This is a genomic window from Streptosporangium becharense, assembly GCF_014204985.1.
In the GTDB taxonomy this organism is placed as follows: Bacteria; Actinomycetota; Actinomycetes; order Streptosporangiales; family Streptosporangiaceae; genus Streptosporangium; species Streptosporangium becharense.
Genome location: NZ_JACHMP010000001.1, coordinates 4,596,512 through 4,612,395, shown reverse-complemented (window position 1 = coordinate 4,612,395; position 15,884 = coordinate 4,596,512). Strand labels below are relative to the sequence as shown.

Annotated in this window: 13 protein-coding genes; 8 read left to right on the top strand and 5 right to left on the bottom strand. The window is 72.3% G+C overall.

Translation table 11 applies throughout. The annotated features are described in order from the left end of the window. Nucleotides 1–96 precede the first annotated feature (96 nt). The 8 genes from F4562_RS20410 to F4562_RS20375 all read left to right on the top strand — a co-directional run bounded on the left by F4562_RS20410 (nt 97) and on the right by F4562_RS20375 (nt 9,527). Nucleotides 97–825, top strand: a complete 729-nt coding sequence (locus F4562_RS20410; RefSeq protein ID WP_184544764.1) for a class I SAM-dependent methyltransferase — start codon at nt 97–99, stop codon at nt 823–825. Between the two features lie 74 nt (nt 826–899). Then, nucleotides 900–2,129 (top strand): adenylyl-sulfate kinase, encoded by a 1,230-nt coding sequence (gene cysC / locus F4562_RS20405; RefSeq protein ID WP_184544763.1) that lies wholly within the window; start codon nt 900–902, stop codon nt 2,127–2,129. A 444-nt stretch (nt 2,130–2,573) separates the two neighbouring features. Further along, on the top strand, nt 2,574–3,650 hold the full coding sequence (locus F4562_RS20400) for a Wzz/FepE/Etk N-terminal domain-containing protein (protein WP_184544761.1): 1,077 nt from the start codon (nt 2,574–2,576) through the stop codon (nt 3,648–3,650). Continuing rightward, nucleotides 3,647–4,939, top strand: coding sequence for a hypothetical protein (locus F4562_RS20395; protein ID WP_184544759.1), 1,293 nt, complete (start codon nt 3,647–3,649; stop codon nt 4,937–4,939). The genes F4562_RS20400 and F4562_RS20395 overlap by 4 nt, the downstream gene beginning before the upstream one ends. Continuing rightward, a complete protein-coding gene (locus F4562_RS20390; RefSeq protein ID WP_184544757.1) occupies nt 4,906–6,063 on the top strand; it encodes a hypothetical protein in 1,158 nt (385 codons plus the stop codon). Before F4562_RS20395 ends, F4562_RS20390 begins: the two co-directional genes overlap by 34 nt. A 112-nt stretch (nt 6,064–6,175) precedes the next feature. Then, nucleotides 6,176–7,033 (top strand): sulfotransferase, encoded by an 858-nt coding sequence (locus F4562_RS20385; protein ID WP_184544755.1) that lies wholly within the window; start codon nt 6,176–6,178, stop codon nt 7,031–7,033. Continuing rightward, nucleotides 7,021–8,550 carry a lipopolysaccharide biosynthesis protein gene (locus F4562_RS20380; protein ID WP_311734150.1) on the top strand — a complete coding sequence of 510 codons (1,530 nt, stop codon included), beginning with the start codon at nt 7,021–7,023 and terminating at the stop codon, nt 8,548–8,550. Before F4562_RS20385 ends, F4562_RS20380 begins: the two co-directional genes overlap by 13 nt. Beyond that, nucleotides 8,547–9,527, top strand: coding sequence for a sulfotransferase (locus F4562_RS20375; RefSeq protein WP_184544753.1), 981 nt, complete (start codon nt 8,547–8,549; stop codon nt 9,525–9,527). Before F4562_RS20380 ends, F4562_RS20375 begins: the two co-directional genes overlap by 4 nt. A 121-nt stretch (nt 9,528–9,648) precedes the next feature. Here F4562_RS20375 and F4562_RS20370 read toward each other — a convergent pair whose 3' ends face one another. The 5 genes from F4562_RS20370 to cysD form a co-directional block, all read right to left on the bottom strand. Further along, nucleotides 9,649–10,410 carry a WecB/TagA/CpsF family glycosyltransferase gene (locus F4562_RS20370; RefSeq protein WP_246473492.1) on the bottom strand — a complete coding sequence of 254 codons (762 nt, stop codon included), beginning with the start codon at nt 10,408–10,410 and terminating at the stop codon, nt 9,649–9,651. A gap of 479 nt (nt 10,411–10,889) precedes the next feature. Next, nucleotides 10,890–11,948, bottom strand: coding sequence for a glycosyltransferase family 2 protein (locus F4562_RS20365; RefSeq protein ID WP_311734149.1), 1,059 nt, complete (start codon nt 11,946–11,948; stop codon nt 10,890–10,892). Next, the gene (locus tag F4562_RS20360) at nt 11,945–12,904 is read right to left on the bottom strand and encodes a sulfotransferase family protein (protein WP_184544751.1); all 960 of its coding nucleotides are present in this window, start codon (nt 12,902–12,904) and stop codon (nt 11,945–11,947) included. The genes F4562_RS20365 and F4562_RS20360 overlap by 4 nt, the downstream gene beginning before the upstream one ends. 675 nt (nt 12,905–13,579) lie before the next feature. Continuing rightward, complete coding sequence (gene cysN, locus F4562_RS20355) at nt 13,580–14,842, bottom strand: sulfate adenylyltransferase subunit CysN (protein ID WP_184544749.1); 1,263 nt, start codon at nt 14,840–14,842, stop codon at nt 13,580–13,582. Between the two features lie 109 nt (nt 14,843–14,951). Continuing rightward, complete coding sequence (gene cysD / locus F4562_RS20350; RefSeq protein WP_184544747.1) at nt 14,952–15,866, bottom strand: sulfate adenylyltransferase subunit CysD; 915 nt, start codon at nt 15,864–15,866, stop codon at nt 14,952–14,954. Nucleotides 15,867–15,884 lie beyond the last annotated feature (18 nt).

Here is a 15,884-nt window from a genome sequence, read left to right as displayed (position 1 = left end):
GCGACGACACGGGGGGTATTCCCCCAAGGCTACTTGGCCGCGACCTCTCCCTTGTCAGGAGTGACGAATCGTGCATAGTTTACTACCCTCTGTGACATGACAGAGGTGAGGTCGGTCGTCGACCGAGACGACCTGTTAAGTCGGCGGATCCGGGAGCACTGGACCGGCCTGCTCGGCCGGCGGCTCGACGTCCTGATCGCGGGGTGCGGCCGTCCCGATCCGCTGGACCTGTCGCAGACACAGGCCCGGGTCGTCGGGATCGACGAGGACCACCCGGCGCTACGGGCGTGCACGTCCGCCCGCGCCGACCTGAGCTCGTGGGCACTGGGCGACCTGCGCTCCGTGCCCGTGCCGCCGCGCGCGTTCGACGTCGTCTACGTGCCGTTCCTGCTGGAGCGGATCGAGCACCCCGAGCTGGTGCTCGACCGGTTGCTCACCGGCCTGCGTCCCGGCGGGCTGCTGCTGGTGCGGATGCGCGACCGCGCCTCGGCGTACGCGACATGCGAGCGGCTGATGCCCGCGAAGCTGCGGCGGGCACTGTGGCACCGGTTCGCCCCGCCCGGCGCCGTGGGGCCGCTGCCCGCGGTGTACGAGCAGGTCGCCTCGCGCGAGGGCATGCACTCCTTCTGCCTGACCCGTGGGCTGATGGTGACCGAGGACGTCCTGGCCGTCAGCGGGCCCGCGCTCCGGGGACCTCTCGGTAAGCTTGCCCGCGCCGCCTGCTCGGTGGTGGAGACCCTGTCCAGGGGACGACGGCCCGCCTCTCACGACGAGATAACCATGGTGATCCGCAAGCCCCAGAGCCATTTCGCCCGGTTGATCTGAGAGTCTCCCGGGCGAGGGGCGTCCACCGGGAGCGGGCGCGGCCAGGAAGTCCGACAATCAGGATTGTGGAGCAGATGACGGCGCCTTTGGAGTGGACCCCCGACGCCCGCGAGCTGGCCGACCTGGAGCTTCTGCTGTCCGGTGCCTTCCGGCCGCTGACGGGCTTCATGAGTTCGGCCGACGCGCACTCCGTCGACCGGAGCGGTGTGCTCGCCGACGGCACGCGCTGGCCCGCGCCGGTCACCCTCACCCTGCCGGACGACCACCCGGCCGCCCCCGGCGACCGGGTCACCCTGCGCGACCCGGAGGGCGCCGCGCTGGCCGTGCTGACCGTCACCGGGCGATCGGACGGCTTCGTCTCCGGTCCGGTCGAGGGTCTCGACGCCCCCGAGCACGGACCGTTCGCGCGGCTGCGCCGCACTCCGGCGGAGGTGCGCAAGGAACTGGGCGACGGGCGGGAGGTCCTGGCGGTCACCATGCGCGGGCCGCTGGACGACCTCGACGAGATCACGGCGACCGCCGAGGAGCTGGGGGCGACGATCCTGCTGCTCCCCCTCGCGTTCGGCGAGGGCGGCCCCGCGGTGGTCCGCGCCGCGCTCAAGGCCCGCGACCGGCTGCCGCAGGGCACGCTCCTGACGGTGGTACCGCTCGCACCCAGGGAACAGGCCGTCGACCTGGAGCTGCGCGAGCGCGTGGCCGAGGCGTACGGCGCGACCGAGCACCTGGCCGGGCCCGAACCCGTCTCCCTGCCCGGCCCCCCGCACCGGCGGGGGCTGGTGGTCTTCCTCACCGGCCTGTCCGGGTCCGGCAAGTCCACGATCGCCCGCGGACTGCGTGACGCGCTGCTGGAGCGCGGCAGCCGTACGGTGACCTACCTCGACGGCGACGTGGTCCGGCGACTGCTGTCGGCCGGGCTGACCTTCTCCAAGGAGGACCGCGACCTCAACGTCCGCCGGATCGGGTTCGTCGCCGCCGAGGCGGCCAGGCACGGCGGGCTGGCGATCTGCGCACCCATCGCGCCGTACGCCGCCACCCGCGAGGAGGTCCGCGCGATGGTCGAGGCCGTCGGCGCCGACTTCCTGCTGGTGCACGTCTCGACCCCGCTTCAGGAGTGCGAGCGCCGCGACCGCAAGGGGCTGTACGCCAAGGCCCGGGCCGGGCTGATCCCCGCCTTCACCGGCGTCTCCGACCCGTACGAGGAGCCGGAGGACGCCGACCTGGAGATCGACACCACCGGCGTCAGCGTGGAGCGCGCGGTGCGCCGGATCCTCGACCCGCTGATCCAGGGCGGCTGGGTCCGCTGACGGCACGGCGCCGCCGGGTTCCTCCACCGGCGGCGCGGCGGCCGGGCCACCCGGGCCGAGGAGGCCCGGACCCGATGCCGGGACGAGGCCCGAACCGCCGATTCTCACTTTGTCGAGAAATGCATCTATAGAGGCATTTGCCGGGTGCAACGGTTCCCCCTCCGTGCCGTACGCGGCCATTCCGCCGCGCCAGCGCGAGGCACCCCCCATCTCCCCGACGTGCCATGTCACGGAATCGGCGGTTCCGCGACGGGCAGCGGAGTCGGGTGACATGAAATATCGGATAACGCCATAGTTATCATTTCGTGATAGACGCAATCGACATGGAGAGAATCTTTCGTACCGGCTTGGGGAACCGGAAATCCGACCTATAGTTCCAGGGACCCGCGGCCGGTTCCCCGAGCCCCGCAGCGCCCGCCTCCGCCGGAGAGAGACCGCCGAAGCATGAGCACGCCACCGGGCGACCGCCCCGTCCACCGCGCGGACGGCGACCTGGCGGACTACGTGTCGCTGCTGCGCCGCCGGTGGCGGGCCGTCCTGTCGCTCCTCGTCGCCGGGGTCGCCTGCGCGACGGCCCTGCTGCTGGTCACCCCTCGCTCCTACACCGCCTCCGCCCAGGTCCTGGTGACTGCGACGGGCCTCGGAGAGCAGGGCAACCCGGTCACTCCCCGGCAACGTGAGGCCCTCAACCTCGACACCGAGGCGCAGGTCGCCCGGTCCGCCGTGGTCGCCGCCAGAGCCGGACGGACGCTCGGAGGCGTCCCCGGCGCCGTCGAGGTCTCCGTGCCGCCCAACAGCTCGGTCCTGGAGATCTCCTACGCCGCCGCCGACCCCAAGGCGGCCGCCGCCGGGGCGAGCGCCTACGCGCACGCTTACCTGGCCCACCGCGGCGAGACCGCCACCGCCGTGTTGCAGGCGCAACTCAAAGCGGTGCTCGGCAAGCTCAGGCAGGTCAACGCCGGGCTGGCCAAGACCGCGGCCACCCTGCCGGATCTGCGGCGGGGCACGCCGGAACGCTCCCTCGCCCTCCAGCGTCAGGGCGTGCTCGGGCGCCAGGCCTCCGCCCTCACGCTCAAGTACGACGCGCTCAAGACCGTGGCGGTCACCCCGGGGTCCGTGATCGGCGAGGCGGTGCCACCCGCCGGGCCCGACGCCCCCAGCCCACCGCTCTACCTCGGCAGCGGGCTCATGGCCGGGTTGCTCTCCGGCGTGGGGGCCGCCTGGCTGCGCGACCGCCTCGACACGAACCTGCGCACCGGTGCCGACGTCAGACGGCTGACCGGTCTCGACACCGTCAGCGGCGAGGAGATGCGCGGCCTGGCCGGAGCCGTTCTCGTGGTCGCCGTGCCCGGCACCTCCTCGCGCGAGGTGACGCGCACCGCCGACCGGCTCGCCGCGCGCGGGGTGCCGATCATCGGTGCCCTCCTCGCCGACCCCGGCGAACCGGTGCCACCCGCACCCCGCGGCGGCCTCCCGCGGGTGCGGCGCGCCGAGACCGGACGAGGGACGCACCGGGCGTGAAGGGTCTGCATCCGGCGGCCTGGCCGATAGCCGCGCTCCTGGTGGGGTACCCGCTGTGGTGGGCACTGGGCTTCGGCGGCCTCGCGGTGATCGCGGTGGCCCCGGCGATGGCGCTGGTGCTGTGGCGCAGACGCCCGGTCAGGACGCCGCGCGGGTTCGGGCTCTGGCTGCTGCTGCTGGCCGGCTACCTGGTCAGCGGGCTCATGCTGGGCGAGATGCCACCGGGCACCTACGGTGAGCTCACCTCCGGGCGGCTGATCGGCTACGCCCTGCGCCTGTCCCTGTACATCTCCATGACGATCATGATGCTGTACCTGGGCAACCTGACGGACAAGGAGCTGCCGCAGCTCACGCTGGTGCGGATGCTCGGTGCGCTGTTCCTGACGACCGTCGCGGGCGGCCTGCTGGGGGTGCTCGTCCCCCACGCGCAGTTCACCTCCCCGGTCGAGCTGATCCTCCCGGGGTGGATCAGCGGCAACCCCTTCGTCCACAACCTGATCCACCCGACGGCGGCCCAGGTGCAGTGGGTCCTCGGCCACCCCTCGCCCCGCCCGGAGGCCCCGTTCGAGTGGGCCAACGCGTGGGGCGGCAACATCTCGGTGCTGCTGGTCTGGTTCGTCGTCGGATGGTGGACGCACGGCGGGCCCGGCAGGCGCCTGGTCGTGGTCCCGCTGCTGGCCCTGGCCGCCGTCCCGATCGTCTACTCGCTCAACCGCGGCCTGTGGATCTGCCTGGTCATCGCCGTGGCGTACCTCCTGCTGCGCCTGAGCGGAAGGGCTCGTGCCGTGGTGTGCGCGGCGGTCGTCGCGGGAGTCCTGGCGCTCTCCCTGAGCCCCCTGCGGGTGATGGTCGCCCAGCGGCTGGAGAACCCGCACAGCAACGGCATCCGGGCCTTCACCGTGTCGGCGACCGTCGCCGCGGCGGGCACCTCCCCGTTCATCGGCTACGGCAACACGCGCAGCGCCAGGGGCAACCACCGGACGATCACCACCGGGAAGACCGACTGGTGTCCCACCTGCGGGCACCCCCCGCTCGGCGGCGACGGCCACCTCTGGCACCTCCTGATCACCCAGGGATTCACCGGGGCCGCGCTCTACACGGCCTTCTTCGCCGGAGCGGTCCGCCGCCACTGGCGCGACCGGAGCCCGATCGGCATGGCGGGAGTCCTGGTGATGATCCTCACCCTGTGCTACATGTTCGTCTACGACGGGTTCGTCACGCCGCTCAGCCTGTACCTCGTCTCGTTCGCGCTCCTGTGGCGCAACTCGACGACGGGCACCCCCGCATGAACGACGCCCGCGCCAGACTGCGCTACCTCGACCGGACGATCGGCCTGCTGTTCCCCGGCCCCGGCGAACCACTGCCCTACACTCTGCTCCCCCACCGGCTGGTGCCGCGGAGGCTGGTGCCGCGCGCGTGGTGGCATCCGGGCGGGAAGGTCGTCGTTCCCTCGGGCCGCGACACCATCCAGACCCACCTGAGCGAGGTGCTCGGCACCCCCGTCCGCGTCACACTGCATGTCCGCCCGGCCCGGCGGGCCAACCGCAAACCGATCCTCCGGGCACACGGGCCCGAGGGGACCGTCGCCTTCGTGAAGATCGGCGACACCGACCGTACCCGCGAGCTCGTCGCACACGAGGCACGCACGCTCGGCCTGCTCGCGGGAGTGCCGTTGAAGCACGTCACGGCACCGGTGGCGCTGCACCACGGATCCTGGCGCGGCCTGTCGGTGCTCGCGCTGACGCCGCTGCCCGTCCGGCGCGGCCGGATCTCCCACGACCTGCTCCGCGACGCGATCGGGGAGATCGCCCGTATCCCGGACCTCGTGCCCGGTGCCGGGAGGGGCGGGGCCGGGGATGTCCCCCGGGTCGGCACGATCGGGGCCGGGACGGGCGGGACCGGGACGGGCGGGACCGGGACGGGCGGGACCGGAAGAGGCGGGGATGTCCCCTGGGCCGGGACGGGCGGGGCCGGGAGGGGCGAGGATGTCCCCTGGGCCGAGAGGCGACCCGCCGGAGGATCGCGTCCCCGGGAGCACCCGTGCTCCAGGGAGCGGTTCGCCTGGCACGGCGACCTCGCACCGTGGAACATCTCCCGCGGCCCCGACGACCGGCTGCTCGTCTGGGACTGGGAACGGTTCGGCACCGGGGTCCCCCTGGGCTTCGACGCCGTCCACCATTTCTTCCACCGCACCCTGCGCCGGAACGGCCCGCTCACCACCGCCGAGGCGTGCCTGGCGCAGGCCCTGCCAGTTCTCGGCCCGTTCGGGTTGTCGGCCGCCGAGGCCCGGCTGACCGCGCTGCGCTACCTGATCACGCTGGCCGACCGGTACGCGGCCGACGGCCACAGCCCTCTCGGCTCCCCGGACCTCTGGCTGAGCCCCGTCGTCGACCGTCAGGAGGTCCTGCTTTGACCCCCTCCCTCCCCCGGGGAGACCTGGGAGACTCGGGCCCCGTCCGGCGCGGGACCGTCGCGGGCCTCCCGTCCCGTCCGGGCGGGCGGAACGGCCGGGCGGCAGGTGCCCGATGACGCCCGCGCTGAAGCGATCCGCGCACGCCGTGTCACGAGCCGCGGGGCGCCTCACGTCCGGGATCCGGATGCTGCCCACGTTCCTGATCATCGGGGCACAGCGTTGCGGGACGACCTCCCTGTACCGGGTGCTGGCCCGACATCCGCTGGTTCTCAAACCCGTCCTACGCAAGGGCGTGCACTACTTCGACATGGCGTACGACCGGGGCATGCCGTGGTATCGAGCACATTTCCCGGTGCGGGCACGCGCCTCCCGGCTGGAACACGAGTACGGCTGTCGCGTCCAGGCGTTCGAGTCGTCGCCCTACTACCTCTTCCACCCGCTTGCCGGCCCCCGCATCGCCCGTGACCTGCCTGGCGTGAAACTCGTCGTGCTGGTCCGTGACCCGGTCGAACGGGCCTTCTCCGCCCACGCGCACGAGCTGGCCAGGGGTTTCGAGACCGAGTCCTGCTTCGTCCGGGCCGTGGGGCTGGAGGAGGAGCGCCTGGCCGGCGCCGCGGAGTCCCTGTCCGCCTCGCCGTACTCGGCGAGCACCGCCCACCGCCACCATGCCTACCTGGCCAGGGGTCGTTACGCCGAGCAGCTCGCCCGGCTGGAACCGCTGTTCGGCCGGGAACGGATCCTCGTCGTCGACAGCGGGCGGTTCTTCACCGAGCCGGAGACCGTCTACGACCGGGTCCTGGCCTTCCTCGGCCTGCCGCACTTCGGCACCCCGGTCTTCGAACGGCACAACGCCCGGCCCAGGCCCGCCCCGATGCCCGGCGCGTTCCGTGGCGAGCTGGCACGCCGTTTCGAGCCGCACGACGCCCTGCTCGTTCCGTGGCTCGGCGCGGAGCCGTCGTGGCGGCGCTGACCCGGCTGGCGGACCTGGCGCGAAGGAGCGGCCCGGCCGGGCGGGACGGAGCGGCCGGGCTGGTAGGGACCGGGGTGGGGGCCGTGGCACAGTTCCTGCTGGTCGTGGTCGTCACCAGGGGCACCCCACCGGAGTCCGCCGGAGCCTTCTTCGCTGCGACCTCGCTCGGCCTGACGGTGGCCGCCATCCTGCGGCTGGACACCGGAAACGGCCTGGTCCACTTCATCGCCCGTTCCCGGCCTCCCCGCGCATTCGGCGCACCCGGCGCGGCCGGTGTGACCGATGTGGCCGATGTGGCCGATATGGCCGCCACGTCCAGCTGTTCCGATGTGGTCGGCGTACCCGAAACGGCCGACACGCCCGGCCGTCCTGGCGTATCCGGTGTGCCCGATGTATCCGGTGTGCACGGTGTGACCGACACGCCCGGCCCGTATCGGGGCGGCCACCGCTGCCCGGCCGGGTACGTCCGCGCGACGCTGCCGCCGGTCATGGTGCTCTCCCTGGTCGCCGCCGCGACGGCGTTGTTCACCGTCTCCGATCCCGCACTGCGGGTACTGGCGGCAGCCCTGCCCGTCCTGGTGTGCTCGGACGTCGTCGTGAGCGCGACCCGCGGGTTCGGCACGATGCTCCCCACAGTGCTGCTGGACGGTGTCCTCCAGCCGACGGCCCGGCTCGTCCTGGTCGGCGGCGCGGTGCTGACGGGCGTGACCTCGGTGCCCGTGCTCGCCGCCGCCTGGGTGCTTCCGTCCCTGCCGGTGCTGTCGCTGGCCTGGCTCTGGCTGCGTCGCAGACTGACCCGCTGCCCGCCGGGCGTCTCATGCACGCCGGACGTCTCATGCACGCCGGGCGCCGCACGCGAACTGTGGCACCACACCTGGCCCCGGTCGCTGGCGGCCGGAATCCAGGCGGTGTTCCAGCGGATGGACGTGGTGCTCGTGGCGGCACTCGCCGGACCCGCCGAAGCCGCCGTGTACACCGCCGCCACCCGGTTCAGGGTCGTGGGGCAACTGGTCGGCCAGGGTCTGGCGCGGGCCGCACAGCCCCAGCTGGTACGGGCCATGGCCGAGGGCGACCTGCCGCGCGTCCACGCGCTGTACCGGTCCTCCACCCGCTGGCTCGTACTGCTGACCTGGCCGGTCTGGCTGGGCTACGCCGCCCTGGCACCGTGGCTGCTCGAAGCCGTCTTCGGCGGCGGTTACACCTCCGGGGCACCGGTGGCGCTCGTGCTGGCCACCACGATGATGCTCGCCACCGGCTGTGGGATGGCCGACGTGGTGCTGACCTCCGCCGGGCACACCCGCTCCAGCCTGGCCGGCCTGTCCTCCGCCGTGACGACCTCGGTGGCGCTGGACATGCTGCTGGTCCCCGAGCTTGGCGCGCTCGGTGCCGCCCTCGGCTGGGCAGGGGGTACGGCGGTCAAGAACCTGCTGCCGCTGTGGCGCATCCATCGTCGCTACGGGCTGAGCCCCTTCGGCTCCGTGAGACGGACCGTCCCGGCCTCCCGCGGAACACCGTGACGCCCGTCCTGGTGACCGGGCTGCCGCGCAGCGGGACGAGCTGGGCGGGCAGGATGTTCACCGCGAGCGGTGAGCTGGTCTACGTCAACGAGCCGCTCAACCCCGAACGTCCGCCGGGCCGCTCCCCCGGTGTCCTCGACGCCTCGGTCACCCACCGCTTCCAGTACATCTGCCGGGAGAACGAGGAAGACTGGCTGCCCGCCTTCCGGCGTACCGTCGCGCTGCGCTACGGGTTCCTGGCCGAGCTGCGGCGGAACCGCTCGCCGTACGACCTGGCGCGAATGGTCCGCTACGGCACCGCGTTCACACTGGGCCGGCTGGGCGGGCGGCGGGCGCTGCTGGACGACCCGTTCGCCCTGTTCTCCGCCGGGTGGTTCACTGAACGGCTGGGCTGCCGAGTGGTGATCATGCTGCGTGATCCGGTGTCGTTCGTGGGCAGCTGGCGACGGCTCGGCTGGACGGTCCGCTGCCGGGAGCTGCTCGGGCAGCCGTTGCTGGTCCGCGACCACCCCCACCTGGAGGAGTTACGACCGCTGCTGGACTCACGAGACCACATCGCCACAACCGCGGTCCTGTGGCGAGTGGCGCGGACGACGGCCGCCGAACTGGCCGCCCGGCATCCAGGGATCCTGCTGGTCCGCTACGAGGACCTGGCCACCGATCCCGTGGCGAGCTTCCGGCGTCTGTACGGGTGGGCCGGCCTGAGATGGTCTCCCCGTGCCGAGAGTCGCGTCGTGCGAGCGTGCTCCACGACACGGGGATCCGGCCGGGAGGGGAACGGCTTCGCCTGGAGCGGTCTGTCGCGTACCGCGTACCGGCCGATGGACTCACGCCGTGCCCTCGCCTCGGCCGCGACCCGGCTGAGCCCTGACGCCGCCCGCCGCGTCAGGGAACTGACCGCCACGCCTCCCCCCGGTCACGCGGGCCCGGCCGGTCCTGCGAACCCCGCCGGGGCCGCGGAAACCGGGGAGCTCTGACGAGAGCCGGGGAGCTCTGACGGGCGGCGGGCCCTCGGGAACCCCACCGCCCGTCAGAAGAGCCGCCCGTCAGGAGAACAGCCCGCGCACCAGAAGAGCCACCCGTCAGAAGAGCCGCCCGTCAGGAGAACAGCCCGCGCACCAACGAGACGGTCAGCAGCCGGACGGCGTACGGCAGATCGTCGACCAGGTAGCGGCGGGCGAGCCTGCCGGGCTCCCCGAACAGCCGGAAGAGCCACTCCAGTCCGGCGCGGCGCATCCACACCGGCGCACGGTGCACGGCACCGGCGGCGAAGGCGATCGCCGAGCCGCAGCCGACGAACCAGGTGCCGGGCAGGGCCTCGCGAAGTGAGGCGATGAGCAGTTCCTGCTTGGGGAAACCGAGCCCGACGAAGACCACCCGGGGGGCCGCCGCGATCACCGCGTCACGGACCCGGGCATAGCTCTCGGGGACGTCCTCGAACCCGTGAGGTGGGGAGTCGACCCCGGCGATCACGAGGTTCGGATGGCGCAGGACCAGCTCGCAGGCGGCCTGTGCGGCCACGCCCGGCGGCCCGCCCAGCAGATAGACGGGGTAACGGTAGAAGGCCGCGGCCTCCGACAGGGACCAGATCAGGTCAGCCCCGGTGACCCTGCCGGGCAACGGCGTGCCCAGCAACCGCGCCGCCCACACCAGCGGCATGCCGTCGGCCACCACGAGGTCGGCACCCTCGACGAGCCCACGGGCCCGCGGGTCGCGGGCGGCGGTCCGGCAGATGTCGACGTTCGGGGTGACGAGATGCCCGCCCTCGCCGCGTTTCAACGCGGCAACCACATGATCGACGGCTTCGCTCTCGGTCATCGGGTCGATCGCGACGCCCGCGACCTGCACGCGCCTGCGCAACCGCCTGCGAGTGGCCTTGTCGGGCCGGCCGCGCCGGGCGGGCCGGACCCGCTGCCGGGGAACTGCGGGCGGGGACGCCGTTCCGTGACGGGCGTCCGCGGACCCGTGCACGGTGCCGGGCTTTCGGTCGGCCACGGCCGCGCGGCCCGTGCCGGGCCGCAGGTCCGCCGCGGACCTCCAGTTCGCCGCGGATTTCCAGTCGGCTGTGGGCACACGAGCTGTGGACACATGAGCTGTGGACACACGACCGGTCACGGGCCGATGCTCGGCGCCGGACCGATGCTCGGCTCCGGGCCGATATTCGATCACAAGCCGGTGCTCGTTCACGAACCGGTACTCGACGGCGGGCCTGCGATCGATGACGGATCGGTACTCGACGGCGGGCCTGCGATCGGTGGCGGATCGGTACTCGACGGCGGGCCGGCGGCCGGTGGCGGATCGGTACTCGGCGGCGGGCCGGCGATCGGTGGTGGGAGACATCAGATACCGTGCCCCCGGTGCTGGAGTACGCCGAGCAGGGTCTCCGGGCTGATCAGGCCCGCCGCCACCGCGAGGGCGAGCGGCGCCCTGGGCTCGCATCGCCGGGTGGAGAACGCCCGCCAGGCCCAGCGGCCCGCCTCCCGCCGCCGGCCGAGGGCGGCGTGATGGAAGGCGAGCTGGCCGTAGACCCGCGCCGCGCCGCGCGGATCCACGGCCAGATCAGGGTGCCGGGCGAGCATCCACTCCAGCCCGGCGATGCGATCGGCCCAGCGGGTCGCGTACGACGAGCCGCCCCAACGCACACGTACCAGCGGACGGTCGACGTGCACGATCGGACGATGAGCGGCGGCGCGCAGGGCCAGATCCCAGTCTTCGTTCTGGCCGTGCGGGGCACTCTCGTCCACCCAGAGGCCGCCGCGGCGGAACAGGAACGTCGAGGAGTGCACCATGACCATGCGTGAACGCACCAGATGCTCTCGGGTGACGTGGCAGGTGCCGGCCAGACGAGGAGTGCGGCGCGAGCCGTGCTGGACCTCGATGGAACAGCTGGAGAACCGCGCGTCCGGCTCGGCCGCCAGTGCGGCCACCTGAGCACGGACCTTGCCGGGCAGCCACTGGTCGTCGTCGTCGCAGAAGGCGACCAGATCGGTGCCGAGCGCGGCGATGCCGGTGTTGCGGGCCCCGGGCAGCCCGGGGGTGAGCCGGTTGGTCGTGACCCGTACACCGCGCGGGAGGACCGGGCCGGTCCCCGGGACGGGGTACGGGGAGGCGATCAGGTCGGCGAGCAGGCCGGCGACCGGCACCGGGTCACCGCCGTCGACGACCACGACCACCTCGATCAGGCCCGGGTGGTCCTGACCGAGCACGGCGAGCGTGGCGGCGCGCAACCGGTCGGGACGCTGCCCCCGGGTGGGCACGACCACGCCCACGGACGCGTCGGCGCTCAGGGGCACCGTCACTTTCACCGACGGCACCGGCTTCATCGACGACCGCGCACCTGCCGGTTCCGTGGACGGCTGCGCGGCCGGGGACGTCGTCATGCTCACGGATGCGCTCACGCGAGCCTCCTTCGGTAACCATATTTGATCATGAGCGGCCAGGTCAGTGCGGTGACCAGTCGCCGCCTGCGGGGCGAGAGAGCGGTGCGCCAGCCGTCGTCCCCGGCCAGCTCGGTGGGGCCGAGCGCGAAACGCAGGGGATTGCCCGACGCGGTGTGCGCCGTCGAGAGCCGTGCGACGCGTCCGGACAGGAAGTCGAGGCGGGGGCGGAGGCCGATTCCCGCGACGAGACGCCTGAGGGTGTCGGCGGGGGTGTCGAGCAGGTCCTCGTAACGGACCCGGGTGACCGGGACTCCCCTGCGGGCCAGGAGTTCCAGGCCGAGGTTCTCCACCACCCAGTGGAGCGAGGTGCGGGCCGGTGACCAGCGGGTCATCGCACGCCCGTCCTCGGGGCGGGGGACGTGCCGGTGCCAGGAGTGGGCGACGGCGCGGGAGTCGCGGACCACATGGATCACGTGGACGTCGGCACCGGCCGCCGCGAGGCAGAAGGCCAGCGAGGCGTGTTTGCTGGAGTCGACCACCACCGAGCAGTCGGCGACCTCGCCGGCCGCGTCGTACAGGCGGCGGTACACCCCGACGTACTCACTCAGCTCGGCGGTGCCGGGGGCGGGCCAGCGGCCGGTGCCCGCCTGCTCCTCCGCCAGGAGCCGCGCCAGCACCGGGATGTGCCGGGTGCGGTCGACGCGGGATCGGAGGGCGAGCATCCGATGAGCGATCTCGCCGGACCAGCCTCCGAAGGCCCGGGCGCCGACCTTGTCCCAGAAGGGGCACGTTCCGAAGCGCTCGCCGCACCCGCAGGATTCGTTCGCCAGCACACTCCTGGACCAGAGGTGGACGACCTCACCGAGCGGCGCGACACCGGGGACCTCGCCGAGCAGACGCTCCAGCAGCGTGGTCCCGCTGCGGCCCAGACCGCCCAGGAAGACCACGCGGGCAGGGGACGGACTATCGGTCACCGGACATCCGGGGCCGACGCCCCGTCCTTCGGCCGGGGGAGGACGCCTTCCGTGTCACGCCGGTCCGGCCCGGAGAGGGCGGGGTGTTCCGCGACAGCCAAGCGGAGCATGCTGGATCTGCTTTCTGTGTGTGACGCGGCAGAGCGTGCCGCGTCCGCGGGGAGGCTTCGGGGGTCACCCGGCCGGTGAACCGTGAACCGGTGGGTTCGGCCGGGATACGGGACTCGGAATCCCGGTTTCGGGCCGGGGGAGGATGCCGAAGGCGCGGCCCCTTGCCCGTCGGACACGAGATGTACCGAGATTATCGCGGAGAGTAATCAAGCGGTCAGTGAACGGACAAAGGATCTACCGAGCGACGCGACGAAACGGGCTACCGGCCCCCGGCGGAACGAGCACGGCGAAAACGGACACGCGGGACCGGACACGGCCGACCGGGCACGGCGAAAACGGACACGCGGGACCGGGCACAGCCGACCGGGCACGACAGACCGGGCAACCGGACCCCGGAAGAACAGGAACGACAGAAACGGAAGCGGCAGGAACGGAAGCGGCGGAGCGGACGGGCGGTCAGGTGTGACACGCGAACGGCCACCCGCCGCGCCCGCGGAGAGCGGGGACGCGGTGGGTGGCCGAAGGACGGGAGACCCGAGGCCCGGGGCCCCGGTGGAGGGCGGACTACCTGGCCTCGACGACCATGCCGGCGCCGACGGTGTTGTTGGTGGCCTCGTCGACGAGGATGAAGCCGCCGGTGAGGCGGTTGCGGGCGTAGTCGTCGACGAACAGCGGCTGGGTGACGCGGAGCGAGACGCGTCCGATCTCGTTGAGGCCGAGCGACTGGGCCGTCTCGTCCCGGTGGAGGGTGTTGATATCCAGCCGGTAGTGCAGATCCCTGACCAGAGCGCGGGCGGTGCGGGTGGTGTGCTTGATGGCCAGCTTGGTCCGCGGGGCGAGCTTGCTCGCGTCGGTCATCCAGCAGACCATCGCGTCCAGCTCCTGGGCGACGTGCGGCTGGTTGTTGGGACGGCAGATCATGTCGCCGCGCGAGATGTCGATGTCGTCCTCCAGCCGGAGGGTCACCGACATGGGCGGGAACGCCTCGGCGACCGGCCCGTCGAAGGTGTCGATCGAGGCGATGCGCGTGGCCAGGCCCGAGGGCAGGTGCACGACCTCGTCACCCGGCTTCAGCACGCCGCCGGCGACCTGACCGGCGTAACCGCGGTAGTCGTGGAAGGCCGGATCCGTGGCCCGCTGCGGACGGATGACGTACTGCACGGGGAAGCGCACGTCGACCAGGTTGCGGTCGGAGGCGATGTGCACGTTCTCCAGGTGGTGCAGGAGGGAGGAGCCGTTGTACCAGGGCATGTTCTCCGAGCGCGACACCACGTTGTCGCCGTGCAGCGCCGAGATCGGGATGAACGTCAGGTCGGGTGCGTTCAGCTTGGAGGCGAAGGCGGTGAACTCCTCGCGGATCTCCTCGAACCGCTCCTGGGAGTAGTCGACCAGGTCCATCTTGTTGACGGCCAGCACCAGGTGCGGCACCCGCAGCAGCGTGGTCAGGAACGCGTGCCGCCGCGACTGCTCCAGCACGCCCTTGCGGGCGTCGATCAGCACGATCGCCAGGTCGGCGGTGGAGGCGCCGGTGACCATGTTGCGGGTGTACTGGATGTGCCCGGGAGTGTCGGCGATGATGAACTTCCGCCTGGGCGTGGCGAAGTAGCGGTAGGCCACGTCGATCGTGATGCCCTGCTCCCGCTCGGCCCGCAGGCCGTCGGTGAGCAGCGACAGGTCGGTGTACTCGGTGCCGCGGTCGCGGGAGGTGCGCTCGACGGCCTCCAGCTGGTCTTCGAAGATCGCCTTGGAGTCGAAGAGCAGCCGCCCGATGAGGGTCGACTTCCCGTCGTCGACGCTTCCCGCCGTGGCGAAACGAAGGATGTCCATCAGAGCTGCTCTCCAGAGATCGTACGGCTCTCGCTGCGGGGCCGCGCCGGGCGGGGTCGGGAAACGCCCGGCGCCGGGTGGCGCCGGGAACCGGTCGGGGAGGCGGGCATCAGAAGTAGCCCTCCCGCTTGCGGTCTTCCATGGCCGCCTCGGAGGCCCGGTCGTCGGCGCGGGTGGCGCCGCGCTCGGTGACGCGGGTCGCGGCGATCTCCTCGATGATCTCCTCGATCGTCGCGGCGGTCGACTGGACGGCGCCGGTGCAGGTCACGTCGCCGACCGTGCGATAGCGCACCGTCAGCTCCGTGAGCGGCTCGTCCTCGTCGCGGGCGACGAACTCGCTGTCGGCCAGCAGCATGCCGTCACGCTCGAACACCTTGCGGGTGTGCGCGTAGTAGATCGAGGGGATCTCGATGCCCTCGCGGCGGATGTAGTCCCAGATGTCGAGCTCGGTCCAGTTGGACAGCGGGAAGACCCTGATGTGCTCGCCCTTGCGGATCTTGGCGTTGTACAGGTTCCACAGCTCGGGACGCTGGTTCTTCGGGTCCCACTGGCCGAAGTCGTCGCGGAAGGAGAAGACGCGCTCCTTGGCACGGGCCTTCTCCTCGTCGCGGCGGGCGCCGCCGAACACGGCGTCGTACTCGTTCTCCTCGATCGCGTCGAGGAGCGTGGTGGTCTGCAGGCGGTTGCGCGAGGCCCGGCGGCCGGTCTCCTCGACGACGCGGCCGGCGTCGATGGAGTCCTGGACACTGGCGACGACGAGGCGGGCGCCCAGTTCGGCGGCGCGGCGGTCGCGGAACTCGATGACCTCGGGGAAGTTGTGGCCGGTGTCGACGTGCATCAGAGGGAAGGGGATCGGCGCGGGCCAGAACGCCTTCTCCGCGATGCGGAGCATGACGATGGAATCTTTGCCACCGGAGAAGAGCAGACAGGGGCGCTCGAACTCCGCCGCGACCTCGCGCATGATGTGAACGGCCTCTGCCTCGAGGACGTCGAGCTGCGACGTTGTGTAGTCGCGCTGAAGCATCGGACTCTCCTAGCGGGG

Bases quoted from the DNA above. Each gene is read 5' to 3' on its own strand.
- F4562_RS20410 (WP_184544764.1), top strand. From the start codon at position 97: ATGACAGAGGTGAGGTCGGTCGTCGACCGAGACGACCTGTTAAGTCGG.
- cysC (WP_184544763.1), top strand. From the start codon at position 900: ATGACGGCGCCTTTGGAGTGGACCCCCGACGCCCGCGAGCTGGCCGAC.
- F4562_RS20400 (WP_184544761.1), top strand. From the start codon at position 2,574: ATGAGCACGCCACCGGGCGACCGCCCCGTCCACCGCGCGGACGGCGAC.
- F4562_RS20385 (WP_184544755.1), top strand. From the start codon at position 6,176: ATGACGCCCGCGCTGAAGCGATCCGCGCACGCCGTGTCACGAGCCGCG.
- cysN (WP_184544749.1), bottom strand. From the start codon at position 14,842: ATGGACATCCTTCGTTTCGCCACGGCGGGAAGCGTCGACGACGGGAAG.
- cysD (WP_184544747.1), bottom strand. From the start codon at position 15,866: ATGCTTCAGCGCGACTACACAACGTCGCAGCTCGACGTCCTCGAGGCA.